Genomic DNA, 24,278 nt, shown 5'->3' on the forward strand with positions numbered 1-24,278 from the left:
CGCGCTAAGCGCGCCCCGGGATGACGTGCGCTTAGCGCACGTCAATCCGCCACGATCTTCACGCGGTCGCGCACCTTCACCTGCGCGCTGCGATCGAGGCCGTTGAGCACGCGGAAGCGCTCGGCGGGGTGATCGACGCCGGCCATGCGGTGGGAGAGCGATTCCACGGTATCGCCCGGCTGCACGGTGATGACCTTGATGCGGAGCGGGCGGGCGGCCTGGATCTCGTCGAGCGTCAGGCGGCGGAACGAATTGACGGTCTCGCGCGCGTTGCGCTCGCTCTCGGTCGATTTCTGCCTGGTCGCGAAGATGAAGCGATAGACGTCGCTGCCGAACCGCAGCGCATAGACCTTGAACTGCCACTGGTCGCCCTTGGCGGCGGCGGACGCGGCCGGGAAGCCGTTGATTGTGAGGTCTTCGGTGGACGCCTTCTCGACGCCCTCCATCCAGCCGGAATTGAGGTAGTCGCCGAGCGACTGTTCGGCCGGCACGCGCACCACGTCGAAACGCATCGCCTGTGCGCCGCCCTCGCGCACGCCGATCACGGCCTGGGCGGTGTTGTCGAGCGTGAAATTGTCCGGCGCCTGGAAGGTGAAGCCCAGCTTCGGATGCAGGAAGCGGCGGCCGCGCACGAAACCTTCGCTGGGGTCTTCGCCGTAAACGAGGTTGTCGATCGCGGCGAGATAGCTCTCGCGGTCGCGCTCGGCGCCTTCGGGCGCAGTGTATTGCCGCGCGATATTCTGCGCGTTCTGCACGCGCTCGGGGGTTGCCGGATGCGACGAGGTGAAATCCTGCGCGCGCGGATCAAGCGAAGATTTGCCGGCCTTCAGCTCGGCATTGCGCTCCATCGCCGAGAGGAAGCGCGCCGCGCCATAGGGGTCGAAATGCGCCTTGGCGGAAATGCTCACCCCGATGCCGTCGGCCTCGATCTCCTGCTTGCGCGAGAAACTCGCCATGGTGAGCTTGGTCTTGGCCAGCGCCAGGGCGGTGAGATCGGGATCGTTGCTCATGTCGGTGACGACGCGGGTCACGATCGCGGCCTGGCGCGCCTGGTCCTCGCGCATCGCGGCGTGCTTGGACAGTACATGCGCCATCTCGTGGCTGAGCACGGAGGACAATTCCGAGGTGTCGCTCGCGAGCGCAAGCAGCCCGCGCGTGACGTAGAGCTGGCCGTTCGGCAGCGCGAAGGCGTTCACCGCGCCGGAATTGAGGATGGTGACCTTGTAGCCCTGGTCGGGACGGTCGGAGGCAGCGACCAGCCGGTCGACTGTCTTGCTGACGAGCGATTCGAGCCTGGGATCGTCATAGGTCCCGCCATAGCTCGCCAGGATGCGCTCGTGCTCCTTCTCGGTGGCGGGGGTCTGCGCGATGGCCGGCTTGGGCTTCGGCATCGCGACGGCCGGAGGGGTCGCGGCAGCCTGGAACCGGCCCATGTCGCCGCAACCCGCCAGCGCTGTGCTCAGGACAAGGCATAGCGCAGCCGGCGCAGCCCGCAGGCGGCGGCCATCACCTCGTCCGTGCCGTTCTAGCACCCCATTCACGTCGCTTAACCCGTGTCCGGCCCCGCTTTAAGGCCTTACCCCTGTCGATTCGTTTGCGCCCAGCAACTCGACCTGTCCTACGAGGCGTATATCGATCCGCGGCCCCGTATTGCCCTCAACCCAGCCCCGAACTCGAATACGCTTGTTCTCCAAGGACTTAAGGGAAATGCCAGCGCTTTCAAACGCCTGCAGCGTGCGTTTGGAGATAGTCGCCGCAAAGCCCCGTGTCCAGCTTCGTCCGAAGTTGAGGTAGGTCATTGCCCCAGCTTGCCGGACGGACAGGACTTTGCCCTCGACCACCACAAAACGCCCGATCCCTGCCAAAATATCGTCCGGACTTTCCGCGTTTTTTATGGCCGACGGGTCAGCCCAACTGCCCTTTTTTTGGCGCCGGGCTGCGGCCTCCGACGCCATCAGGGCGGTTGCGCAGTCCTTGTCCGTGATCTCGGCGGAGACCATGGCCTCGCCCTGGGCCAGCAGCATGGCCTGCACCGGATTGTCGCTTTCGTCGATGAAGACCAGCGCGCCCTGGCGGCCATAGCGGTCCGGCGTGTCGTCGCTGCCGCGGAGCCTGACGTCGCGGCCGGCGAGCAGCGACGCCAGCGCCTGCCTCGTCGTCGCCGTGGGCTCGATCCCGATGAGACGGATTTCGCGGCCGTCGTCGAGACGCACGCTGCGCGCATCGACGATGGTGGCGACGCGGCCTTCGCCTTGAGACTCGAACTGGCATGGTGTCGCGACCGCGGTGTGACTCGCGATGAGAAGGAACACGCTGATGAGCTGAAGCAGTCGCGTCACGTTGCCCGGAGAGGTTGCGTTGTGCCTCGATCTTAACTCAAACGACGCCAACCACGAAGGGGCCCTCGCAGGGTGGGCAAAGCGACTTGTCCGCCGTAGCTCGAAGAGCGAAGGCGGAAGCGTGCCCACGTCTTTGCCAATCGCACGGGCGGTGGTGGGCACGGCGCGAAGAGCGCGCCTTTGCTCACCCTACGGCAGAGAGTGTGGAGCTTCGCTGTTGCCCCAAGCAATGACGCGGAAACGTCTTATCCCCCCATTCCGTTTTGCGGAAAACACGCTGCCATCGCAAGACGCGCATGGCGCCTCGCGCTTGCTGCGCTCTTGCGCATGCGGCATGATTGCGGCAACAGCGATTGCCAAGAACCAACCAAGAGCAATAACCAAGCCGCCATCAGAGCACGGCGCGATAAGGGAGATCGTTTTCCATGAAGACTATTTTGTCGGGCATCTTTGCCGCCGCGTTTGCCCTCAATGCGAGCGCCGCGCAGGCCCAGGACAAGCCACCTCTCAAGATCGGCGGCATCTTGGATATGTCGAGCCTCTATGCCGACATCACCGGCTCCGGCAGCGAGACCGCGGCCAAGATGGCGGTGGAGGACTTTGGCGGCGAAGTGTTGGGGCGCAAGATCCAGGTGCTCGCGGCCGACCATCAGAACAAGGCCGATCTCTCCGGCAACATCGCCCGCGACATGCTCGACAATCAGGGCGTCGAGATGATCTACGACGTCGCGGCCTCTGCGACCGCGCTTGCGGCCGGCGAGATCGCAAAGGCGCGCAACAAGATCATCATGTTCAACGGCCCGGGCTCGATCCGTCTCACCAACGAGGCCTGCGGTCCCTACACCGTCCACTACGTGTTCGACACCTACGGCCAGGCCAATGTGACCGGCCTTGCGGCGGTGAAGACGGGGCTCGACAGCTGGTACTTCCTCACTGCCGACTACGCCTTCGGCCAGGACCTGGAGAAGGACACCAGTGCCGTCGTGACCAAGACCGGCGGCAAGGTGCTGGGCAGCGTGCGCCATCCGCTCAACACCTCGGATTTCTCGTCCTTCCTGCTGCAGGCGCAGGCCTCCAAGGCCAAGGTGATCGGACTCGCCAATGCCGGCGGCGACACCGTCAACGCCATCAAGCAGGCGGCCGAGTTCGGAATCATGAAGGGCGGCCAGAAGGTTTCGCCGCTGCTCGTCTTCGTCACCGACATCGACTCGATCGGCCTCGAGACCGCGCAGGGGCTGCTGCTGGCGGAAGCGTTCTACTGGGACATGAACGACGAAACGCGCGCCTTCTCCAAGCGCTTCCAGGAGCGCGTGAAGCGGCCGCCGACCTCGGCGCAGGCCGGCGTCTACTCCTCCGTCACGCATTACCTGAAGGCGGTGAAGGCGGCCGGCACGACCGACGCGGCCGCCGTGATGAAGGTGATGAAGGAGACGCCGATCAACGACTTCTTCGCCAAGAACGGCAGGATCCGCGAGGACGGCCGCATGATCCACGACATGTACCTGTTCGAGGTGAAGAAGCCGTCGGAGTCGAAGGGCCGCTGGGACGACTACAAGCTGCTCGCCACCGTATCCGGCAACGAGGCGTTCCAGTCGCTGGAGCAGTCGCGCTGTCCGCTGGTGAAGAAGTGACGGCGTGACGTAAGTCACGGCGTCATCCCGGGGCTCGCGTAGCGAGAACCCGGGATCCATCGGGCGGCATCGACGGTTGAGAAATGGATTCCGGGTTCGCGACTTTGTCGCGCCCCGGAATGACGGAGCCAAACAACAACAAGGGAGAAGCCCCATGAACGACATGGTTCTGCAAAAGCTCGAAGGTGGGCTGCTCACCATCACCATGAATCGCCCGGAGCGGAAGAACGCGCTCAATCCGGAGATGGTGGTCGGGCTGGTCGAGGCGGCGCGCCGCGCGGCCGACGATCCCGAGGTGCGCGCCGTGCTGTTCAAGGGCGCCGGCGGCTCGTTCTGCGTCGGCGGCGACGTCAAGTCGATGGCGGCCGGCCGCGCGCCGCTGCCGTTCGAGCAGAAGCTCGCGAATCTGCGCCGCGGCATGGAGGTCTCGCGCATCCTGCACCAGATGCCCAAGCCGGTGGTGGCGCAGCTCGACGGCGCGGCGGCCGGTGCCGGTCTGTCGATGGCGCTGTCCTGCGACCTGCGCATTGCATCCGAATCCTGCAAGATCACCACGGCCTTTGCCAAGGTCGGCTTCTCCGGCGATTACGGCGGCACCTATTTCCTCACCCAGCTGCTCGGCAGCGCGCGGGCGCGCGAGCTTTATCTGATGTCGCCGGTGCTGACCGCGAGGGAAGCGCACGCGATCGGCATGGTGACCAGGGTGGTGCCCGATGCCGAGATCGACGCCGCGGCCCACGAGCTCGCGCTGTCGCTGGCGCAAGGGCCGTCGATCGCGCTCGGCTTCATCAAGCGCAACATCAACAATGCCGAGCATCTGGCGCTGGAGGATTGCTTCGACGGCGAGGCCATCCACCACACCCGGTGTGGCGACACCGAGGATCACAAGGAGGCCGCCAAGGCCTTTGTCGAGAAGCGCAAGCCGACCTTCAAAGGCGCATGACCATGGCGCCCTATATGCGGCTACGCCAGATCTGCCTCGTCGCGCCGCAGCTCGCGCCCGTCGTCTCCGACATCGCGGAGATCATGGGTCTTGCCGTCTGCTACCGCGACGGCAATGTCGCCAAATACGGCCTGGAGAACGCGCTGCTCCCGGTCGACACGATCCTGCTGGAGGTGGTCGCGCCCTTCAAGGACGGCACCACGGCCGGCCGCTTCATCGAGAAGACCGGCGGTCGCGGCGGCTATATGGCGATCTTCTGCTGCAACGATCCCGACGAGCGCGGACGCCATGCGAACGCGATGGGCGTGCGCACCGCCAACGTCATCGATCACGCGCCCTATCACGGCGTGCAGCTCCACCCCCGCGACTGCCGCGCCGCCTTCATCGAGTTCAACCACACCGAAGGCAGCGACGATATTCTGGGCGCGTATCCGCCGGCGGGGCCCGACTGGCGAAAATTCATCCGCAAGGATGTGACGCAGGCGCTCACGGCCGTGGAGATGCAGAGCCCGGACCCGGTGGGGCTGGCGCAGCACTGGGGCAAGATCATCGGAGTTGCGGCTGATGGCTCCGCGTTGAAGCTGCCCAACGCGACCTTCCGCTTCGTGAAGGGCGCCAGCGAGATCATGAGCGCGCTGGAGTTTCGGGTGACCGACGCGGCTCAGGTGCTGCATGCCGCGCGAGCGAAGGGGCACGCGGTCGCGGGGAACGAGTTCCTGCTGGGCGGCGTGACGTTTCGGGTGAGCTGATCCTATTTGTTATCCGTCACCCTGAGGTGCTCGCCTTTTCGGCGAGCCTCGAAGGGCGACGGCCACTGGCCGGGCCGTTCATCCTTCGAGGCTCTCAGCACGGCGCTATGCACCGTGCTGCTCGCACCTCAGGATGACGGGTCGAGACCGCCGGCGACGAGATACGGCGGGGCAGAACTACCTTCCCCTAAAATTCGCCGCGCGCCGCTCTTCCGTGGCTTTCACGCCTTCCTTGAAATCCTCCGTCGCGCGCAGGCGCGTCTGCTCAGCCAGCTCGTGATTGGTCGCCGCCATGACGCGATCGGCGAGCCCGTTGCGCATCGTGGCACGGGTGGAGAGCAAGCCGAGCGGCGAGCATTCGGCGATCTCGCCGGCGAGCTTCATCGCGGCCGATTTGACCTGGTCCTGCGGCACCAGCTCGTTGGCGAGGCCCCACTTGTAGGCCTCCTCGCCGGTGACGCGGCGGCTGGTGTAGAACATCAGCTCGGCGTTGTTCTTGCCGATCAGCTCGGGCAGCGTCACGGTCAGGCCGAAGCCCGGATGGAAACCGAGCTTGGTGAAGTTCGCGGAGAAGCGCGCCTCGGGGCAGGTGACGCGGAAATCGGCCGAGACCGCAAGGCCCAATCCGCCGCCGATGGCGGCGCCCTGCACGGCGGCGACGATCGGCTTCTTGGCGCGGAAGATGCGCACGGCCTGAATGTAGAGGTGGTTGATCGATCCGAGGCTGTCGGCGGGGTCGCCTTTCTTCTCGGCCTCGCGGGCCTCCTGCGCCTGCCGCGCCGGATCCTGGAAGTTGGCGCCGGCGCAGAACGCCTTGCCCTGCGCCGAGAGAACGGAGGCGCGGATCTCGATGTCGCGGTCGAATTCGTCGAGCGCGTCCGCGATCTGGTTGATCAGCGAAATGTCGAAGAAGTTGAGCGGCGGGCGGCGGATCTCGATGGTGCCGACATGCCCGACCTTCTCGACGCCGATATCTTTGTACGTGCTCATGTCTAATCTCCAATATCTCGGTAGCGAAGAACCACCTCTCCCACAGGGAGAGGTCGGCGTGTAGCGCCGGGTGAGGGGCTGAGGTCCCCGGCGAGGGCGTAACCCCTCACCCGATTTGCTGGCGCAAACCGACCTCTCCCTATGGGAGAGGTGGACAGAGCACGTGGCCGAGAGTTCGTTCTCATCAGAGTCAGCGCAAACCCAGTCCGCGGGCGATGATGCCGCGCAGCACCTCGGTGGTGCCGCCCTGGATGGTGAGTTTCGGTGCGGTCTTGATCGCGAAGTCGAGCTGCCGCTCCAGCGTCTCGCGATTGCTCGCGGTCTCCTCGACGAAGGCGGCGAGATCGCGCACGCGGTGCGGAAGCTGCTGCTCCCAGACCGTGCCGATGTCCTTGACGATGGACGCCTCGACCACCGGCTCCTTGCCGGCCTCGAGCATGCCGGCCACCGAGACCGACATGCGCCGCATGGTGTGGAGCTGCGCGACCAGGCGCCCGATGCCTTCGGCGCTGCGTGTGTCCGGGTTGGGGCCGACCGCGCGCACCAGCTCGGTCAGCACATAATAGGTTTCGAGGAAACGCTCGGGGCCCGAACGCTCATAGGCGAGCTCGCTCGTCGCCTGCTTCCAGGCGCCGTCGACCTCGCCAAGCACGTGGTCGTCAGGAATGAAGTGATCGGTGAAGACGACCTCGTTGAACTCGTACTGCCCGGTGATCTGGCCGATCGGGTTCACCTTGATGCCCGGCTGCTTCATCTTGACCAGGAACTGGGTCAGGCCGTGACGGCGGTTTTCCTTGGTCGGCGGCGAGGTCCGGAAGATCGCGATCATGTAGTCGGCGATATGCGCCGACGAGGTCCAGATCTTGGTGCCGTTGATGAGATAGCCGCCGTCGGTCTTGGTCGCGCGGGTCTTCGCGGCGAACAGATCGGAGCCCGAGTTCGGCTCGCTCATGCCGATGGCAAAGCAGACCTCGCCGCGGCAGATCCGCGGCAGGATCTCCATCTTGATATGCTCCGGCGCATATTTCAGCAGCACCGGTCCGCTCTGGCGGTCGGCGACGAAGAAGCGCCGCGTCGGCGCGTTGGCAACGCGCATCTCCTCGGTCACGACGTAACGCTCGAGGAAGGAGCGCTCCTGGCCGCCATATTTCTTCGGCCAGGTCATCCCCAGCCAGCCCTTGGCGCCAACTCGGCGGGAAAATTCCGGCGCGTCGGTGTCCTCGCGGTTGGGCTTGTGCGGATCGAAAGTGCCGGCGGCGATCTCCTCGGCGAGGAAGGCGCGCACTTCCTTGCGCAGCTGTTCGCACTTTTCGGGCAGGCGGATCGGATCGAAACGAAGCGCAGCGGTCATGTGTTTCTCTCCCCGATCAGCGCGACGCCACGAGCGGCCACAATTCGTCGGCGCCGCGATTTGCCACCAGCTTGCCGAGCTCGACGGCCCAATGGCTCTCCGAGCCGAAGTCGTCGCGCCAGGCCAGCGCCCGCAGCGAATAGCGGTGCAGGATGTGCTCGATGGTGAAGCCGATCGCGCCGTGCACCTGATGCGCGATGGCGCCGCCTTTTTCGGCCGCTTCCGCGCAGCGAATCTTTGCGGAGGCCGCTTCGAGATAGACCTCGTCATTGAACGTCTTGGCGTTCGCGATGGCATCGGCGGCGGATGTCGCGGCCGCAAGCGCGGCTGCGGATTCGCCGGCGAGACGCGCCAGATTGTGCTGCACGGCCTGGAATTTCGAGATCTTCTTCTCGAAGGCGACACGCTCGTTGGAATAGCGCACGGAGATGTCGAGCATCGATTCCAGCGCGCCCGCGATCTGCAGGCTGCGCGCAACGCCGCCCATCAGCATCAGCGTGGTCTGGTCAAAGCCCTTCGGCGCGGGCTTGAGCGTGACGGGCTGGACCTTGTCGAGCGTCACGGTATCGCTGTGGTCGTAGCCGACATTGAGGCCGGATTCGATCCGGGCCTTGGCTCCAACGACCAGCGCGATCGCGACGCCGTCCTTGCCATGCGCCAGCACCGCGAAATGCTTCGCCGCCTTGGCAAAAGGCACGCCGCGGGCGCGGCCGGAGAGCGAGCCGTCGGCATCGAGGGTGATGCGATCCCTGGGGCTTGCCGGCAGCACCGTCATCTCGCCCTCGGGCGATGCGATCTTCGCCTGCGCCAGCAGCCAGCCCGCGAGCATGGTCTCGGCCAGGGGAACCGCGACGGCGAAACGGCCGGCGGCGTTCAGCAGCGCAAAACCGTCGGCCAGGCTCGCGCCGGAGCCGCCGAGTTCATCGGGCACCCAGGACAATGGCAGGCCGGCCTCGCTCAGCGCCTGCCACAGCGGCGCCTGCCACGCGCCCTTCTTGTCGTTGTTGATGGTTTGCGGATCGGCGAGATCGGCGAAGATCTTCTCCGCGGTCTCGACGACGATGTTGTCACTCTCCGCCACAGCGTTCCCCGTGTTTTGCCGTTGGCGCGTCCCGCCAGGCCAAGCGGGCGCGCAGGTCTTCTTGCGCCCGATGATCCGAAAAAGCCATGGCCCTGACAAGCGTTGATCGCAGGTCAACCTGCGGCGCGGGCATGGGCGCAAGCTAATTCCGCTTAGCGGAGTTTGCTTGATTTGCAGGGCGCCGCAAACTCGCTAAACAAGGCGCGAAAGATCAGAGCCACGGGGAAGGAAATCAGGATGGCCAAGGACAATCTGTGCGCAATCGTGACGGGGTCTGCCTCCGGGCTCGGCGCGGCGACGGCCGAAATTCTGGCGCGCAGCGGGGCGCGCCTCGTCATCAACTATTCGTCGAGCCAGAAGGAGGCCGAGGCCACCGCGGACATCTGCCGCAAGGCCGGCGCCGCGGAGGTGCTGGTCGCGCAGGGCGACGTTTCAAAGGACGAGGATTGCCGCAAGATCGTCGCGGCCGCCAGCGGATGGGGCCGGCTCGATATCCTCGTCAACAATGCCGGCACCACCAAGCATGTCGCTCATGCCGATCTCGACGGATTGTCGGCCGAGGATTTCCAGCGGGTCTATGGCGTCAACACCATCGGCCCGTTCCAGATGGTGCGGGCCGCGCGCAGCCTGCTCGAGGCCGGCGCCAAGGCCTCGGGGCGGCCCTCCGCCGTGGTCAACGTGTCCTCGGTTGCCGGCATCAGCGGCGTCGGCTCGTCGATCGCCTACGCCGCCAGCAAGGGTGCGCTCAACACCATGACGCTGTCGCTGTCGCGCGCGCTGGCGCCGCTGATCCGCGTCAACACCGTTTGCCCCGGCTATATCGACACGCCCTGGTTCACCAAGGGCCGCGGCGAGGCCGGCGCCAAGCAGGTGCGCGACAGCGTGGTGGCGAAGGTGCCGCTGAAGGTTGCTTCAAGCGCCGAGGACATCGCGCAGCTCGTCTGCTTCCTGGCGATGCCGGCCTCCAGCAACATGACCGGCGAGGTCGTGCGCATGGACGCGGGGATGCATTTGATTACGTGAATGAAGTGTCTTGCCGCAGTGAGCTCCGCTGGTGCGGCAAATGCAGGTGTCGTCCCCGCCTAGTGCGCGATTGCGCACGGGGCGCGGGGATCCATAACCATAGGGAGAAGTTTGGCGAAGACTCGGAGTGATCAGTCTTCGCCAAACCACCTCCTGTGGTTATGGATCCCGGATCTGCGCGCGCTTAGGGCGCGCTTGTCCGGGACGACACCGAGTTGGTTGATAGGTCCCGCCACGACGCGACGAAGCGACGAAGCGCTACCCCTTGATCACGCCGCTTGTCACCAGCCGGTGCCAGATGAACAGCACCACCACCGCGCCGATCGTGGCCATGATGAAGCCGGCGCCCTGGTCGGGACTGTAATGGCCGATGGCCTGGCCGATGAAGGTCGCCAGAAACGCGCCGGCGATGCCGAGAATGGTGGTGAGGATGAAGCTGCTCGGATTGTTCGGCCCGGGCGCCAGCCAGCGCGCGATGAGGCCGGCAATGAAGCCGACAACGATGATCCACAACAGGCCGCCCATGCTCATGAGTGTGCTCCCCTTCCCGAAAGCGCGTCGATCAAGGTTGGATTAGAGTCTGCCCGAGAGTTCGTTCTCGGTCGGCAGGCGTCCGTCCGGCGTCAGATGATCGACCACCTGCGGCAGATACTGGCTGAGGCCGTTGAGCAACTCCTCGCGCGACAGGCCGCTTTGGGCGGACAGGCTCTCGATCTGGTCGGCGCCGAGTGCGCTGGCAAGATCGCCCGGCGCGATCGGCTTGTTCTCGCCCTTGCCGACCCAGGAACTCGCAGCGTCGCCGTGGCCGCCCTGCTGCAACTGGTTGAGAAGGTCGCCGAGGCCGCCGCTGAGCACGGTGCCGGCCGCGCCGCCCGCGAGCAGGCCGCCGAGACCGCCTTTGAGCAGGCCTCCGAGACCGCCAAGACCGCCGCTATCGGCGGTGTTCGTGTTTACCGGTGGAGGCGCCGGCGTCGGCGACGGTTGCGGTGCCGTACCGGATTGGTTCGCGGTCATGTGCTTGAAAGCCTTCCAGGCGAGCAGACCGAGCAGCGCCATGGTCATCGGGGACATGCCGCCGGAGGATTTCTCCGTGCTCGGCGTAGAGGGGCCGCGCGGGCCGTTCTGCATGCCGTTGAGGACGTCGAGTAGACCCATGGTGCTCTCCTTTGGCGTCTCGTTCGGCGAGTGCTCGCCGCCGATTGCCCCGGGGCGAAAACATATGGGGCCGTCATGACCGTTACAAGTCGGCTGCGACGCGATTGGTTGCAGGCCTCGCCTCTGCTATCGAAGGCAGGACGTTCAGGGAGCAGGCTCAGTGGTTGTGGATCGACCGATCGTGGTGGCCGGCGCCGGCGCCATCGGCTGTTTCGTCGGCGGCATGCTGGCGGCCGGCGGCCGCCGCGTCGCGCTGCTGGTGCGGCCGCGGGTGAAGACCGAGATCGAGCGGTTCGGCCTGCGGCTGACCGATTTGGACGGCTCCGAGAAGAAGCTCAGTGCAGGCCAGCTCGCGCTGTCGGAGGATCCTGCGATCTTCCACAGTGCCGGCATCGTGCTGGTCACGGTGAAGAGCGCCGATACCGCCGCCGTCGTGGAGCAGATCGCGCAGCATGCGCCCGAGGATGCCGTCATCGTGTCGCTCCAGAACGGTATCGGCAATGTCGCGGTGCTGCGCGAGCGTCTCGGCGGCCGCCGCGTGCTCGCCGGGATGGTGCCGTTCAACGTGATCGCGATGGGCGAGGGCCGTTTCCATCGCTCGACCTCCGGCGACATCCATATCGGCGAGGATGCCGAGAACACGGCCACGGCGCTCTCGGTGCCTGGCCTTGCGCTACGCGCGAGCGCGGACATCACCGGCGTGCAATGGGGCAAGCTGATCATCAATCTGAACAACGCGCTCAGCGCGCTCTCGGACATGCCGCTCGCCGCGCAACTGGCCGACCGCGACTGGCGCAGGCTGTTCGCCGACCAGATGGCGGAGGGACTTGCCGCGCTGAAGGCCGCCGGCATCACGCCGGTGTCGTCGACGCCGATCCCGATGAGCTGGTCTCCGACCTTGCTGCGGCTGCCGGATGCGATCTTCAACGCGATCCTGGGGCGGACCATGAAGATCGACCCCGAGGCGCGCTCCTCGATGTGGCAGGACCTGAAACAGGGCCGCAAGACCGAGATCGACTATCTCCAGGGCGCAGTGATCGCGCTCGCCGAGCAAAACCGTGTCGAGGTGCCGCTGATGCGCCGTATTGTTGCGCTGATCAGGGAGGTCGAGGCGGCCGGCAACGGACCGCCGCGCCTGACGCCGCCGCAGATTCGGGGCGTGGCTTGAGGACGAGGAGGGCGCGATGAAGCGTTGTTGGATGCTGGGACTCGCGCTGGCGACGCTCTGCGGCATGTCGACGCTGGTCCATGCAAGGCCACCGACAGTCCAGAACTCTCCCGGCTATGATGCGCGATTGCAGGAGAGCCGCAAGGTGCTGAGTGGGGCGCCGGCGACCGTAGCGCCTGCGGATGCGCCGGTGACCAAACCGAAGCACCGCAAGAAGAAGCGCGCTAACTGAGGCGCGACGCTCTCGTAGGGTGGGCAAAGCGAAGCGTGCCCACCGACTCTCTCAATCACAATCAAATGGTGGGCACGGCGCTACGCGCCTTTGCCCCCACCCTACAAGTCAGTGCGAAGGCTCACCCCTTCTTCGCAGGCTTGCTCGGCGTCGGGCTGAACAGCTTCTTCAGGTCGTTCAAGCTTTCCGACAGCCGCGGCCATTCGCAGGAGAAGGAGCCCTTGGTGCAGGGCGCGCCTTTTCGCTGGCCGACGGCCTGCTGCACCTTCGGCCGCTCGACCGGCACCGGCACGCGCTCGACTTCGGTTCTCAATGCGACCTGCTGGATCTGCCGCGCCTGTTGCTCCTGCTGCTCGCGTTGCTGACGCGCGGTCGCCTGCGCCGCTTCGTTGTTGCGGCGCTCCTTGGCGAGATAGGCGGTATAGGCTTCGTCGATCTTCTTCTGTTCCTCCGGCGTCGGATTGGGGCCGGCGATGTCGAAGGTGCGATCCTGCAGGAAGTCGTAATAGGAATAGCCGCCGCCCGGCTTGCGGCGGCCGGCGAACTTGGCGTTGCAATCGGCAAGCGCGGATGTCTTCTCGGCCTTGCTCGCGGCCTTCTCGGCGGCGTCGGCGCATTCCTCGAAATCGACCGGCGCGCGCTTCCACCATTGCGCCTGGGCATGCGGCAACGTCAGCAGAAAAAATCCTGCCGCGGTGACGGGAAACAGCGCCGCACGACGCAATGCGATCACGGACGACATTCTACGAGAGCATTCCTTGCAAGACTCAACCCAAACTGAGTCGAGCCGGATTTTTGCCTCTTTATCGCCGGCTTGTCACCCGTGGAACCCGGAAATTTCATGGCTGGGATGCTGACATTTTATTCTTGACGTGGCGCAGGAGTCACAGCCTCGCGATGGCCGGCTGCTACACTTCGCCTTGCGGGCGCCTCACCTGAGGCGATGCCAATAACACTCGGGCGAGCGCGCGGCGTGGATGAAGGAAGGGCGCGCCTTCCGGATTTGGCCGGCGAAGGCGCGGGCGAACGCCGAGCAGGAAAGAAGGATCCAAGGATATGACGATCACCATCGCCGCGAACAGCGTGCCGAAGCCGCCGGCCGAGATCATCGAGGGTTTTCGGAATGCGCCGACCTCGGTCATTTCAGACAATCTCGCCCGGCTGCCGGGCGCGGTCGGGCTGAAACCCTATCATCGCGGCGGCAAGCTGGTGGGCACGGCCTTCACCGTGCGCACCCGTCCCGGCGACAATCTCGCCATCCACCGCGCGCTCGATCTGGTCGGACCCGGCGACGTCATCGTGGTCGACGGCGGCGGCGACGAGACGCGGGCGCTGGTCGGCGAGATCATGAAGAACATCGCGCAATGGCGAAAGGCCGAAGGCTATGTGATCGACGGCGCCATCCGCGACGTCGCCGCGTTTGCGGCCGACGACTTTCCCTGCTACGCCCGCGCCGTGATCCATCGCGGTCCCTACAAGAACGGTCCGGGCGAGATCAACGTGCCTGTGTCGATCGGCGGCAGCGTGATTGCGCCCGGTGACATCGTGGTCGGCGACGAGGACGGGGTGGTGTCGTTTCCCGCCGCGGGCGCCGCGGCGCTGCTGCAAGCCGTGCGCGCCCAGGTCGCGCGCGAGGAGGAGACCCTGAAGGCGATCCGCGAGGGCCGCTACCAGGGCTCTTACGGCAAGTCCTGATCCGACGACCACAAAGGGGAGAATGGCGTGAGCCAGAAGGACGAATTCCACAACATCGATGATCCCAGCGACGGCCTGTTCCGCGAGCTCGCCGCCGGCGTGACCACGCGCATCTTCTCCGGCGAGCAGGCGATGCTGTCGGTGGTGACGCTGGCGCCGCATGCGCAGGGCACGCTGCACCATCATCCCGAGGAGCAATGGGGCGTGCTGCTGGACGGCTCCGCCATCCGCGTTCAGGGCGATGAGGAAATTCCGGTGAAGAAGGGCGATTTCTGGCGCACGCCGGGCAACGTGCCGCACACCATGCGCGCCGGCGCCGATGGGGCCCGGGTGCTGGACATTTTCAGTCCGCCTCGGCCAGAATACAAGAAAGCGGGGTCGGGCTTCGGCACGCGCTGAAGCGCTTTGCGTTTCAGGTTATTTCTTGAGCATGATCTTATCGGAAAACCGCTGCACGTTTTTCCGGATCAAGCTCCAGCGCCAAAGAGCAAAAAGAGCCGGGCGCTGACATCAAAGGGAGGGGACCATGACGATCACACGACGCACGCTCTTGGCCGCGCCGGCCATTCTCGCAATGACGCCGGTGATGGCGCAAGGGAGCAAGATCACGCTCGTCGTGCCGTTTCCGCCGGGCGGATCGACCGATGCGATGGCGCGGCTGCTGCAGAGCAATCTGCAAACCAAGCTTGGCCGCATCGTCCTGGTCGAGAACAAGTCGGGCGCCGCCGGGGCGCTGGGTGCGGCGCAGGTCGCCAAGAGCCCGGCGGACGGCTCGACGTTCCTGGTGACGTTCGATTCCCATGCGGTGATCCCGTCGATCCTCGACAAGCCGCCGGTGGACGTCGAGCGCGAGCTGATCCCGGTGCTGTTGATCGGCACCGCGCCTTACGTGATCGCGGCCGGCGCCGGCCGGCCCTACAAGAGCTTTGCCGACGTGGTGGCCGCCTGCAAGGCGAGCCCGGGCGCGGTGAAATATGCCTCGGTCGGCATCGGCACGCTCGGTCATCTCGCCATGACGGTGCTCGGCAGCAAGGCCGGGGTCGAGATCATGCACGTGCCCTATCGCGGCGGCGGGCCGGCGATGAACGACGTGCTCGGCGGCCATGTCGATCTCATCGCGGGATCGGCGGCGCTGGTCGCCGCCCAGCTCGGCACCAACATGCTGCGTCCGATCCTGCAGCTCGGCCGCGAGCGGCTGGCGGCCCTGCCCGATACTCAGACCGCGATCGAGGCGGGCTTTCCCGATTTCGAGACGCTGGCCTGGTGGGGCATCTTCGCGCCCGCAGGCACGCCGCCTGACGTCGTCGCAGCCTTCGCGGCCGCGTCCAAGGAGATCCTGAGCGAGCCCGCCACCGCCACCCAGCTGAAGGAGACACAGCACATGACGCTGCTGCTCCAGGACGGCGCCGCCTTCAAGACCTTCTTCGACAAGCAGCTCGCCTATTGGGGCAAGGTGGTGAAGGACAACAATATCAAGGCGTAACCGGCCTGGCAGCGGTCCTTGCGCATTGGCCGCGGCGAGGGCTTCCGATCCCGCCGCCGCTTTGATATGTACACCCAGGCAACCCGCCTGATGCGGGTTCCGCGGTCCCGTAGCTCAGCCGGATAGAGCGACGGTTTCCTAAACCGTAGGTCGGAAGTTCGAGTCTTCCCGGGATCGCCAGCAAGCTCAGATACGTGACGTGATTGCCGGCCGCCGCCGGGCGCGGCTTGCGTCCATCTTCCCCATCCTTCGGCGTCACCCGCCTGTTCGCCTGTCGTCCCGTGGCCGATGATGGCGAGGTCAGATCATTCCGGCTGGCGGAGGAGTAACGGCGGGGCTATCCTGCTCGCTCTCTGGTTGAATGTTCGGGTGTCCCGTTACTTGTGCAGCGGCGTGCAGAAGTGCGCAGCAGTCATGTCCGCGGGCTCGCTCGCCATCTTTCGCTTCGGGAAGCTCTCGCCGTGATCAAGCAAACGTCAAACCGAACCGGCGGGATCGCGCCGCGTTCATTTCTCGACGACAACAAAGAGTTCGAGCGCTGGCTGCGCTCCGAATGCAAGGTCGTCGCGCGCGACCTCGACGCAAAGCACAAGAAGATGAAGGACGACCCGTTCGTCTTCCTTCGTGCAACCTTCTTCCGCTGGGCCAGATGTATCGAAGCGATCTGCCCGGATTTGAAGGACGCGCCGGGCGTGCCGTCGATCGGCGACACCCATATCGAAAATTTCGGGACCTGGCGCGACGTGGAGGGGCGTCTCGTCTGGGGCGTCAACGATTTCGACGAGGCCGCGATTATTGCCTATCCCTTCGATCTGGTGCGCCTTGCGACGAGCGCGCGGCTCGCCCCGAAGGCCAAGAAGAGGAAGGCGAGAGCCATGACCCACGTCGGCAATGGCGACGCCGCCAAGGCGATTCTCGATGGTTACAAGAAGGGTCTGACGCGGCCGCGGCCCTCGCTCCTGGATGAGCAGGCGAGCTGGATGCGCGCTTACGTGGCATGCACCGACGACGAACGCCAAGAGTTCTGGGACGACGTGAGGAAATATCCGCGGGCGAAGCCACGATCCCCTGTTGCCGCCGCGCTCCGCAGCGAATTGCCGCCCGGTGCCTCGTTTGGTCGCTTCGCGAGGCGCGTGGCAGGCGCCGGCAGCCTGGGCCGGCCGCGTTTCGTCGCGATCGCCGAATGGCGCGGCGGCCAAGTCGTCAGGGAGGCCAAGGCGCTGGTGCCGTCAGCCTGGGATTGGGCGCATGGCCAGCGGGGCAAGCTGCGCTTTCTCGACCTCGCAACAGGTCTATATCGCGCGCCCGATCCGCACCTCGCGCTCGAGCGCCAGGGTGGCTTCGTGATCCGGCGCCTTGCGCCCGACTCCCGCAAGATCAATCTCGGGGATCACGCGAACATGGAGGTGGAGCTCGATCTGCTCAACGTCATGGGCTTCGACATCGGCGCCATTCACGCCGCCGGAGGCGCATCGGAGAGGATCGCCGCAGACCTGAGAAAGCGCGACGATGGTTGGCTCCATGCTGCCGCAAAGGCCGCTGCCGCATTCGTCGAAGGTGATTTCAGGGAGTGGCGCAGGCACGGTTGACCGGTGAATGCCGGCTCCGGTCTCGGCTATTCCCGCGCTTTGCCTGGTTGGTGCAAGATTTGCTATAGGCGATCCGATCGAGGCAGGAGGCGGCTCGCCCGCACCAGCCTTGCCACGCCCTGCCAATCCCGGAGACCATGATGCCTTTCGATTTGATCCTGCGCGGGGGCCGCGTGATCGACCCCTCGCAGAAGCTTGATGCCGTGACCGATGTCGCCTTCGCCGGCGGCAAGGTCGCCGCCATCGGCAGCGCTCTCAAGGCCGATCCCGGCACGGACGTGCGCGACGTCTCGAAATACATCGTGACGCCCGGGCTGATCGATCTGCACACCCATGTCTATTGGGGCGGCACCTCGCTCGGCATCGACGCCGAGGAGTTCTGCCGGCTGTCCGGTGTCACCACCGCGGTGGATACGGGCAGTGCCGGGCCCGGCAATTTCGCCGGCTTCCGCAAGCATGTGATCGAGCCGAGCCAGGTCCGCATCCTCGCCTATCTGCATGTCTCGCATGCCGGCATCTTCGGCTTTTCGCACCGGATCATGGTCGGCGAGAGCGAGGAGCTCAGGCTGATGAATCCGATCGAGGCCGCGCAGGTGGCCGATGCCAACCGCGACCTCATCGTCGGCATCAAGGTGCGCGTCGGTTTGCATTCCTCGGGCACGTCGGGGGCCGTGCCGCTCGATATCGCGCTCGAGGTGGCCGACGAGGTCGGCATGCCCCTGATGGCGCATATCGACCACCCGCCGCCGAGCTACGAGGAGGTGCTGGCACGTCTGCGCCCCGGCGACGTGCTGACCCATGCGTTCCGCCCGTTCCCGAACACGCCGGCGACCGCGCAAGGCACGGTGAAGAAGGCGGTGCTGGAGGCGCGCGAGCGCGGCGTGCTGTTCGACATCGGCCACGGCAAGGGCTCGTTCGCCTTCAAGACCGCACGCGCGATGCTCGCCAACGGCTTCTATCCCGACACCATCTCGTCCGACATCCATCAACTCTGCATCGACGGCCCGGCCTACGACCAGGTCACGACCCTGTCGAAATTCCTGTGCATGGGCATGGAGCTGTCCGATGTGATCGCGGCCTCGACGGTGAATGCCGCGATGGCGCTGCGCCGCCCCGAGCTCGGCAGCCTCAAGCCCGGCAGCGTCGGCGACGCCACGCTGATCTCGGTGAAGCAAGGCCAATTCGACTACGAGGACGTCGTCGGCGAGCATTTGATCGGCGATCGCAAGATCGTCTCGGAGGGCGTCGTCATCGGCGGCCGCTGGTGGCATCCGAATTGAGCGGCGCTAGTCCTGCTCGCGGTAGAATTGCAGCAGGCGGCTGCCGGCCGGCGACAGCCAGTCGGGCGCGCCGGTGATGTAGCCTTCGACGCGCCCATTGGTGCCGATGAGATAGGTGATGGGCATGCCGACGATTGAGAACATCTCGGTGGATGCCTGGGCGGCCGTGCCGTAGGCGTCGACATAACAAGCGAGGTTTGACACGGCGAGGCTGCCAAGAAACGTGCGGACCTTGCGCAAGTCCTTCGTGTCGGTGCAGATCGCGGCGATGTCGAGCCGGTCGGGGCGCGATCCCGCAAGGCTGGCCAGCATGGGCAGATCGAGCTTGCAGGCCGCGCACCAGGTCGCCCAGAAGTTCACCAATGTGATGCGGCCCGGCTTCGCGGTGACGACGGCATCGCGGCCGTGGAGGTCCTGTAGCCTGAGCTGCGGCATCGGTGCGCGCGGCCGCACCATTGTGAATTGGCTGCGGCCGGCCTCGAACACCGGCGGCCAGCGATCCTGTGCGTGGCCTGCGCGCAGCAAGGCGAGACAGGCGGGCGCGGCCATCAGGATCGAACGCCGCGACAGCACCGGACCGCCTTCGCGCGCCGTCTCACGCATGAATATAGGCCCAGCCCTTCAGTTGCAGATCGACCACGCGTCCGATGCCGAACGGGACGAGGCTCGCTCCTGATATCAGCGGAATTGAGACCTGCTCCTTGGCTTCCGCGATCGCCTTGGATGAGGCGCACATGCTGTAGGTGAGGTTGGGCAGCGATTGCCGCAGCGTCGCCAGCGGCTCGGCCAGCGGCGTTCTGTCCGCGCGGAAGACGTCGATGCCCTTGCCATTGGCGACGACCTCGATCGGCAATTTCGCGCCTCTGTCGGCAAAATGCTTGGAGAGATTGGCCGAATAGCTGATCGCGTGCCCCATGACATAGGGTTCGTTGCTGTCGATCAGCATCACGACGCCGTCGGCAAGACGATCCTCTTTGGCCGCGGCGGTGCCGCCGGCCGTGAGGATCGACGCGCCGGCGAGCAGTCCCCTGCGGGACCATCCTTTGGCAGAGATCATGGCCGCTGCCGGTCAGAACTGACGTGGCGCGATCGGCGCCTTGCCGTGGCGTCCCCACGCCACGAACAGGCTGAGCGCCAGCAGCACCATGTTGAGCGGCGTCACCGCGGCCTCGCCGCGCGAGAGATGGAAGAAGAGCGCAATGACCTGCAACACCGTGCAGCCAAGCGCAGCGAGCACGGTCAGCCGCGGCAGGATCCGCGTCAGGGCCGGCAGCAGAATGCCGATCCCGCCGGCAAGGTCGACCAGGGCAATGGCGCGAACGAAGGTTTCCGAATACTGGCCGGCCCAGGGCATCATCGCTGCAAGCGCGGGAATGGGCGTGGTCAGCTTCACCAGCCCTGCCGAGATGAAGACGAAGGCGAGGACGACCTGCGCGGCCCAAAGGCCGATGCGAAGGGCCCGTCCCGGGGCGGCAGTCTCGAAGGCGGTGGTGGACATGGTGTGATTTCTCCGGAATGTGAGGGTTGCCACCATTTGATAGTTTCACCATTCTTGATCATTATCCGCTTCGGGATTGGTTCATTTCCTGAATGTTGATGATCTCATGGATTCTCTCGTCAGCATGAGGGTGTTTTGCCTGGTCGCCGAGCTGAAGAGCTTTGCGACCGCGGCACAGCGCCTTCGCATCTCGCCCGCCATGGCGAGCAAGCATGTAATGCAGCTCGAGAAGCGGCTGGGCACGCGGCTGCTCAACCGGACCAGCCGGCGCGTCAGCCTGAGCGAAAGCGGAGCGCTCTATTTCGAGCAGGCGCGGCAGATGCTGGATTCGCTCGATGAGATCGAGGCCGCCGTCAGCAACGCAACCGTCGTGCCGCGTGGCACGCTGCGGCTGACCGCGCCGGTGTGGATGGCGAACGCGATGTTCGCGGGCGTGCTGGCGGGTTACCAGGATCGCTATCCGGAGGTACGGCTCGACGTCGATCTCAGCGGACGGATGGTCAATCTGGTCGAGGAGGGTTTTGACCTTGCCTTGCGCGCGACCGGCGCGCCCGACGAAGCGCTGATCGCGCGTCCAATCACCAACGTTCCGTTCTACATGGTGGCCGCGCCGGCCTACTTGAAACGCGCAGGGCGTCCGGCCAGGCTCGCCGATATCGCCGGTCACGCGCTATTGCATTATGCGCTTTATCCCGGCGAGAGCTTCTCCTTTCAGGGCGAGCACGGCCCCGAAACCGTCAAGTTCAATCCGGTGCTGCGCAGCGCCAATGAGACGCTGTTGCACATGGCGGCGCTGGAAGGCATGGGCCTCGCCTTCCTGCCGAAATGGCTGGTCGCCGCCGACATCAGCGCGGGGCGTCTCGAACACGTCATGCCCGACAGGATCGTCTTCGCCGGCAAGCTGTTTGCGGTCTATCCGAGCCGCAAATACCTCTCCGCGAAAGTGAGGACCTTCATCGACTTCATCGCCGCCGACAAGCGGATGAGGTGACCGGCTGTAGCGGGCCGGCTACAGCGATCCGGCGATCAACGGCCTGCGACACGCCGATCAGTCGCGTCCCGCCTCCATGATGGCCTTGGCGAGGCGCGCCGGATCGGAGAAGCACAGTTCGTGGCTTCCCGGCACCTGTACCAGGCGGAACAGGCCGAGCTTCTCCGATAGCCGCGGATGCCAGCCATGGCTGTGCGGCAGCGCGGTGTCCTCCGTGCAGTTGATGTAGGACTTGGCCAGCGGCATCTCGGCCGGATTGCTCTTGAGCGCGATCTTGTCGGTGAAGGTCGCCAGCGGATGCGGGTTGAGGACGTCATAGGCGCGCTGTGCGGTCTGCAAATCCGCATCGTTGATGAAGGCTTCGCGCCAGACCGGGAATGGCAACACGACCGAGCCGTCGCCTCGCTCGGCCGCGATCGCGTCGAACAGTCCGATATAGTGCGGCGGCACCATGTCGTTGAGGCATTCGCCATCGTTGGGCACGAAGGCATTCCAGTAGACCAGGCGACGGATTCGATCGGGAGCAAGGTCGGCAACGCCGGTGATGATCATGCCGCCATAGGAATGGCCGAGCAGGATCACGTCCTTCAGATCGTTCTCGGCAAGGTAGTCGGCGATCGACTGGATCGCTTCCTTCAACCCTGTCGTCTTGGCGTCGCCCGGACGGTTGCCCTTGATGGTGGGGGTATGGACCTGATGGCCGCCCGCGCGGATCGGTGCGGCGACCGGTTCGAACTCGGCTCCGGTGTGCCAGGCGCCGTGGACGAGGACGTAGGTCGACATGTTGTGGCTCCTCCCGAGACTGTGATTAGATTGAGGCCGCGCCGCTTTTTAGCTGCCAGCGGTGCTGCCGCGCGTCAATTGTGCACCAGCGGCTGATGTGCCGCTTGGCTGGAAGTGAACCGGATTGGTCTCGGAGTGAACCGATGCAGCAGATCGAGCGCGCCGTTCCGTCACGCCAATCGGCCTGGGATACCGCCGGCCTGCGGCCGAACGAGCAATTCGCCTATTATCGCGAGGCGATCTGCCAGGCCTTCATGAATTTGACGCCGGAGCCGGCGGCAGCTGCCGGCTTTTCTGCCAGCGTCGACCACATCCGGCTCGGCGATGGCGCGATCAACCGCGTCAGCTTCCCCGAGCACGTGGTGCGCCGATCGGCGGCCGACATCGCGGCGTCCGAGCGCAGCTGCTTCTACCTCAATCTGAAATTGGCCGGCCGCTGTCGCATCCAGCAGGGCAATCGCGAGATCAGCCTGTCGCCCGGACAGGTCGGCATCTTCGACAGCGATCGGCAGTTTGCGCTTCTGCACGATCGTGGTCCGCAATTGCGCGTCGCCTCGATCTGGGTGCCGTCTGAGGCCTTGCGCGAACGGCTGCCGGCTTCGTTCGACGTCGCTGCGGCACGGGTCTCCGACGATCCCGTCGTCGGCCATCTCATCGTCGAGACCGCGCGCACGCTCGCCGCCGGCGCGCTGCGGATGACCGAAGACGAGGGGAGGCGGCTGTTCCGGGCGCTGATCGAGCTGGTCGCCGTAAGCCTGTCGCGGCGTGGCCGGGCAGGTGCCGCGGAGACCGAGAGTCTCGCCGATGCAACCATGCTGGCGTTGAAGCGTGCCATTCACCGGCGGCTGCGCGAGCCCGGCCTTGCGGTCTCCGATGTCGCCGACGCCGTGGGCATCAGCGAGCGCTACGTGCACAAGCTGCTGGCGCGATCGGGCTGCAGCTTCACCGATTACGTCATCGACCATCGGCTCGACGGCGCGGCCAGGGATCTCAGCGATCCCGCAATGACGGATCGTGCGATCGGCGCCATCGCGTTCGATTGGGGCTTCTCGGACCTCTCCCACTTCACGCGGCGCTTCAAGCAGCGCTTCGGCTGCCGGCCGCGCGACTGGCGCGCGGCGAAGGCGCGCAGCTGACGCCTGGGCTACAGTGACCTTGCGATCAACAGCTTCATGATCTCGTTGGTGCCGCCGTAGATCTTCTGGATGCGCGAATCGATAAAGATGCGCGAGATCGGATATTCCTGCATGTAGCCGTAGCCGCCGAACAGCTGGAGGCATTCGTCGGCGGTCTCGACCTGTTTCTCCGAGCACCAATATTTCGCCATCGATGCGGTGACCGTGTCGAGATCCCCGGCGACCAGGCGCTCGATGCACCAGTCGACGAAGACGCGCGCGATCATCGCCTCGGTCTTGCGCTCGGCCAGCTTGAAGGCGGTGTTCTGAAAATCCATCAGCGGCTTGCCGAAGGCTTTCCGCTCCTTGGTGTACTCGGTGGTGAGCTTGATCGCGCGTTCCATCGCGGCGACGGCGCCGACCGCGAGCGCAAGGCGCTCCTGCGGCAATTGCTGCATCAGCTGCACGAAGCCCTGGCCTTCTTCCTTGCCGAGCAGGTTTTCCGGCGGCACGACGACATTGTCGAAGAACAATTCCGACGTGTCGGAGGCATGCAGGCCGATCTTGTCGAGGTTGCGCCCGCGCTTGTAACCGTCCGCGCCCGCGGTCTCGACCACGATCAGCGAAATGCCCTTGGCGCCGGCTTCGCCGGTGCGCGCGACCACGATGACGAGATCGGCGGCCTGGCCGTTGGTGATGAAGGTCTTCTGGCCGTTGATGACGTAGGAATTGCCCTGCTTCTTCGCCGTGGTCTTCACGGCTTGCAGGTCCGAGCCGGTGCCGGGCTCGGTCATGGCGATGGCGCCGACCATCTCGCCGGACGCCATCTTCGGCAGCCAGCGCTTCTTCTGCTCCTCCGAGCCGTAATTGAGGATGTAATGCGCGACGATGGCGCTGTGCACGGAGACGCCGGTCGTCAGCTCCGGCACCGTGCTTTCGAGATCGTCCAGCACCGCCGCGTCATAGGCGAAGGTGGCACCGAGGCCGCCATATTCCTCCGGTACGCTTGCCAAGAGCGCGCCCATCTCGCCGAGGCCGCGCCAGGCGAAGCGGTCGACCATCTTCTGCTCGCGCCATTTTTCCGCATGCGGCGCCAGATCCTTGGCAAGATATTTCCGGAACTGGTCGCGGAAGACGTCGAGCTCTTCGGTCATCCAGGAGGAGCGGTAGGACATGATTACC

General features: G+C 65.5%; 26 protein-coding genes and 1 tRNA gene. 14 read left to right on the top strand and 13 right to left on the bottom strand.

Annotation, left to right across the window (positions count from 1 at the left end; genetic code table 11):
* Window positions 1-41 precede the first annotated feature (41 nt).
* Together E4K64_RS31230 and E4K64_RS31235 are read right to left on the bottom strand one after the other, a co-directional pair.
* Window positions 42-1,433, bottom strand: a complete 1,392-nt coding sequence (locus E4K64_RS31230) for a M48 family metalloprotease (RefSeq protein WP_235884845.1) — start codon at window positions 1,431-1,433, stop codon at window positions 42-44.
* A 135-nt stretch (window positions 1,434-1,568) separates the two neighbouring features.
* Window positions 1,569-2,339, bottom strand: a complete 771-nt coding sequence (locus tag E4K64_RS31235; protein WP_430642545.1) for a thermonuclease family protein — start codon at window positions 2,337-2,339, stop codon at window positions 1,569-1,571.
* Between the two features lie 425 nt (window positions 2,340-2,764).
* Between E4K64_RS31235 and E4K64_RS31240 the strand changes: the two genes are divergently transcribed.
* The 3 genes from E4K64_RS31240 to E4K64_RS31250 all read left to right on the top strand — a co-directional run bounded on the left by E4K64_RS31240 (window position 2,765) and on the right by E4K64_RS31250 (window position 5,662).
* Window positions 2,765-3,970 carry an ABC transporter substrate-binding protein gene (locus E4K64_RS31240; protein ID WP_135166826.1) on the top strand — a complete coding sequence of 402 codons (1,206 nt, stop codon included), beginning with the start codon at window positions 2,765-2,767 and terminating at the stop codon, window positions 3,968-3,970.
* Between the two features lie 154 nt (window positions 3,971-4,124).
* Entirely contained in the window at window positions 4,125-4,913 is a 789-nt protein-coding gene (locus E4K64_RS31245) for an enoyl-CoA hydratase (protein WP_135166827.1), read from the top strand.
* Window positions 4,914-4,915: 2 nt separating this feature from the next.
* A complete protein-coding gene (locus E4K64_RS31250; RefSeq protein ID WP_167772353.1) occupies window positions 4,916-5,662 on the top strand; it encodes a VOC family protein in 747 nt (248 codons plus the stop codon).
* 177 nt (window positions 5,663-5,839) lie between these two features.
* On the opposite strand, the gene E4K64_RS31255 is transcribed toward E4K64_RS31250, so the two are convergent.
* The 3 genes from E4K64_RS31255 to E4K64_RS31265 form a co-directional block, all read right to left on the bottom strand.
* Entirely contained in the window at window positions 5,840-6,652 is an 813-nt protein-coding gene (locus E4K64_RS31255) for an enoyl-CoA hydratase/isomerase family protein (RefSeq protein WP_135166829.1), read from the bottom strand.
* Window positions 6,653-6,842: 190 nt separating this feature from the next.
* On the bottom strand, window positions 6,843-8,003 hold the full coding sequence (locus tag E4K64_RS31260; RefSeq protein ID WP_135166830.1) for an acyl-CoA dehydrogenase family protein: 1,161 nt from the start codon (window positions 8,001-8,003) through the stop codon (window positions 6,843-6,845).
* Between the two features lie 16 nt (window positions 8,004-8,019).
* The gene (locus E4K64_RS31265; protein WP_135166831.1) at window positions 8,020-9,084 is read right to left on the bottom strand and encodes an acyl-CoA dehydrogenase family protein; all 1,065 of its coding nucleotides are present in this window, start codon (window positions 9,082-9,084) and stop codon (window positions 8,020-8,022) included.
* 237 nt (window positions 9,085-9,321) lie between these two features.
* Between E4K64_RS31265 and E4K64_RS31270 the strand changes: the two genes are divergently transcribed.
* Window positions 9,322-10,107: an SDR family NAD(P)-dependent oxidoreductase gene (locus E4K64_RS31270; RefSeq protein WP_135166832.1), complete on the top strand. Its 786-nt coding sequence runs from the start codon at window positions 9,322-9,324 to the stop codon at window positions 10,105-10,107.
* A gap of 258 nt (window positions 10,108-10,365) precedes the next feature.
* On the opposite strand, the gene E4K64_RS31275 is transcribed toward E4K64_RS31270, so the two are convergent.
* Together E4K64_RS31275 and E4K64_RS31280 are read right to left on the bottom strand one after the other, a co-directional pair.
* Window positions 10,366-10,638 carry a GlsB/YeaQ/YmgE family stress response membrane protein gene (locus tag E4K64_RS31275; protein ID WP_209311999.1) on the bottom strand — a complete coding sequence of 91 codons (273 nt, stop codon included), beginning with the start codon at window positions 10,636-10,638 and terminating at the stop codon, window positions 10,366-10,368.
* Between the two features lie 42 nt (window positions 10,639-10,680).
* Window positions 10,681-11,262, bottom strand: coding sequence for a YidB family protein (locus E4K64_RS31280; RefSeq protein WP_135166833.1), 582 nt, complete (start codon window positions 11,260-11,262; stop codon window positions 10,681-10,683).
* Window positions 11,263-11,422: 160 nt separating this feature from the next.
* Here E4K64_RS31280 and E4K64_RS31285 point away from each other — a divergent pair, with 160 nt between their 5' ends.
* The gene (locus E4K64_RS31285) at window positions 11,423-12,430 is read left to right on the top strand and encodes a 2-dehydropantoate 2-reductase (protein WP_135166834.1); all 1,008 of its coding nucleotides are present in this window, start codon (window positions 11,423-11,425) and stop codon (window positions 12,428-12,430) included.
* Between the two features lie 16 nt (window positions 12,431-12,446).
* On the top strand, window positions 12,447-12,662 hold the full coding sequence (locus tag E4K64_RS31290) for a hypothetical protein (protein WP_135166835.1): 216 nt from the start codon (window positions 12,447-12,449) through the stop codon (window positions 12,660-12,662).
* A gap of 121 nt (window positions 12,663-12,783) precedes the next feature.
* Here the strand turns inward: E4K64_RS31290 and E4K64_RS40665 are convergent, their stop codons facing one another.
* The gene (locus tag E4K64_RS40665; protein WP_167772354.1) at window positions 12,784-13,404 is read right to left on the bottom strand and encodes a hypothetical protein; all 621 of its coding nucleotides are present in this window, start codon (window positions 13,402-13,404) and stop codon (window positions 12,784-12,786) included.
* Window positions 13,405-13,718: 314 nt separating this feature from the next.
* Between E4K64_RS40665 and E4K64_RS31300 the strand changes: the two genes are divergently transcribed.
* From E4K64_RS31300 to E4K64_RS31325, 6 genes are all read left to right on the top strand, one after another.
* Complete coding sequence (locus tag E4K64_RS31300) at window positions 13,719-14,357, top strand: RraA family protein (protein WP_135166836.1); 639 nt, start codon at window positions 13,719-13,721, stop codon at window positions 14,355-14,357.
* Window positions 14,358-14,384: 27 nt separating this feature from the next.
* Window positions 14,385-14,756, top strand: a complete 372-nt coding sequence (locus E4K64_RS31305) for a dimethylsulfonioproprionate lyase family protein (RefSeq protein ID WP_126260983.1) — start codon at window positions 14,385-14,387, stop codon at window positions 14,754-14,756.
* A gap of 127 nt (window positions 14,757-14,883) precedes the next feature.
* Entirely contained in the window at window positions 14,884-15,840 is a 957-nt protein-coding gene (locus E4K64_RS31310) for a tripartite tricarboxylate transporter substrate-binding protein (protein WP_135166837.1), read from the top strand.
* A gap of 103 nt (window positions 15,841-15,943) precedes the next feature.
* Window positions 15,944-16,020 (top strand) — tRNA-Arg (locus E4K64_RS31315).
* Between the two features lie 281 nt (window positions 16,021-16,301).
* Entirely contained in the window at window positions 16,302-17,429 is a 1,128-nt protein-coding gene (locus E4K64_RS31320) for a DUF2252 family protein (RefSeq protein WP_135166838.1), read from the top strand.
* 140 nt (window positions 17,430-17,569) lie between these two features.
* Window positions 17,570-18,709, top strand: coding sequence for an amidohydrolase/deacetylase family metallohydrolase (locus E4K64_RS31325; RefSeq protein WP_135166839.1), 1,140 nt, complete (start codon window positions 17,570-17,572; stop codon window positions 18,707-18,709).
* A 6-nt stretch (window positions 18,710-18,715) separates the two neighbouring features.
* Here the strand turns inward: E4K64_RS31325 and E4K64_RS31330 are convergent, their stop codons facing one another.
* The 3 genes from E4K64_RS31330 to E4K64_RS31340 are packed head-to-tail and all read right to left on the bottom strand — an operon-like array spanning window position 18,716 to window position 20,207.
* Window positions 18,716-19,312 carry a TlpA family protein disulfide reductase gene (locus tag E4K64_RS31330; protein WP_135166840.1) on the bottom strand — a complete coding sequence of 199 codons (597 nt, stop codon included), beginning with the start codon at window positions 19,310-19,312 and terminating at the stop codon, window positions 18,716-18,718.
* Window positions 19,305-19,766 (bottom strand): DsrE family protein, encoded by a 462-nt coding sequence (locus tag E4K64_RS31335; protein WP_135166841.1) that lies wholly within the window; start codon window positions 19,764-19,766, stop codon window positions 19,305-19,307. Before E4K64_RS31335 ends, E4K64_RS31330 begins: the two co-directional genes overlap by 8 nt.
* A 12-nt stretch (window positions 19,767-19,778) precedes the next feature.
* A complete protein-coding gene (locus E4K64_RS31340; RefSeq protein ID WP_135166842.1) occupies window positions 19,779-20,207 on the bottom strand; it encodes a DoxX family protein in 429 nt (142 codons plus the stop codon).
* A 106-nt stretch (window positions 20,208-20,313) separates the two neighbouring features.
* On the opposite strand from E4K64_RS31340, the gene E4K64_RS31345 reads away from it, so the two are divergent.
* Complete coding sequence (locus tag E4K64_RS31345) at window positions 20,314-21,198, top strand: LysR family transcriptional regulator (protein WP_135166843.1); 885 nt, start codon at window positions 20,314-20,316, stop codon at window positions 21,196-21,198.
* A 57-nt stretch (window positions 21,199-21,255) separates the two neighbouring features.
* Here the strand turns inward: E4K64_RS31345 and E4K64_RS31350 are convergent, their stop codons facing one another.
* Window positions 21,256-21,981: an alpha/beta fold hydrolase gene (locus E4K64_RS31350; protein ID WP_135166844.1), complete on the bottom strand. Its 726-nt coding sequence runs from the start codon at window positions 21,979-21,981 to the stop codon at window positions 21,256-21,258.
* A gap of 143 nt (window positions 21,982-22,124) precedes the next feature.
* Between E4K64_RS31350 and E4K64_RS31355 the strand changes: the two genes are divergently transcribed.
* Window positions 22,125-23,117 carry a helix-turn-helix domain-containing protein gene (locus E4K64_RS31355; protein WP_135166845.1) on the top strand — a complete coding sequence of 331 codons (993 nt, stop codon included), beginning with the start codon at window positions 22,125-22,127 and terminating at the stop codon, window positions 23,115-23,117.
* An 8-nt stretch (window positions 23,118-23,125) separates the two neighbouring features.
* Here E4K64_RS31355 and E4K64_RS31360 read toward each other — a convergent pair whose 3' ends face one another.
* Window positions 23,126-24,271, bottom strand: coding sequence for an acyl-CoA dehydrogenase family protein (locus tag E4K64_RS31360; RefSeq protein WP_135166846.1), 1,146 nt, complete (start codon window positions 24,269-24,271; stop codon window positions 23,126-23,128).
* Window positions 24,272-24,278 lie beyond the last annotated feature (7 nt).

The organism is Bradyrhizobium frederickii (genome assembly GCF_004570865.1).
In the GTDB taxonomy this organism is placed as follows: domain Bacteria; phylum Pseudomonadota; class Alphaproteobacteria; order Rhizobiales; family Xanthobacteraceae; genus Bradyrhizobium; species Bradyrhizobium frederickii.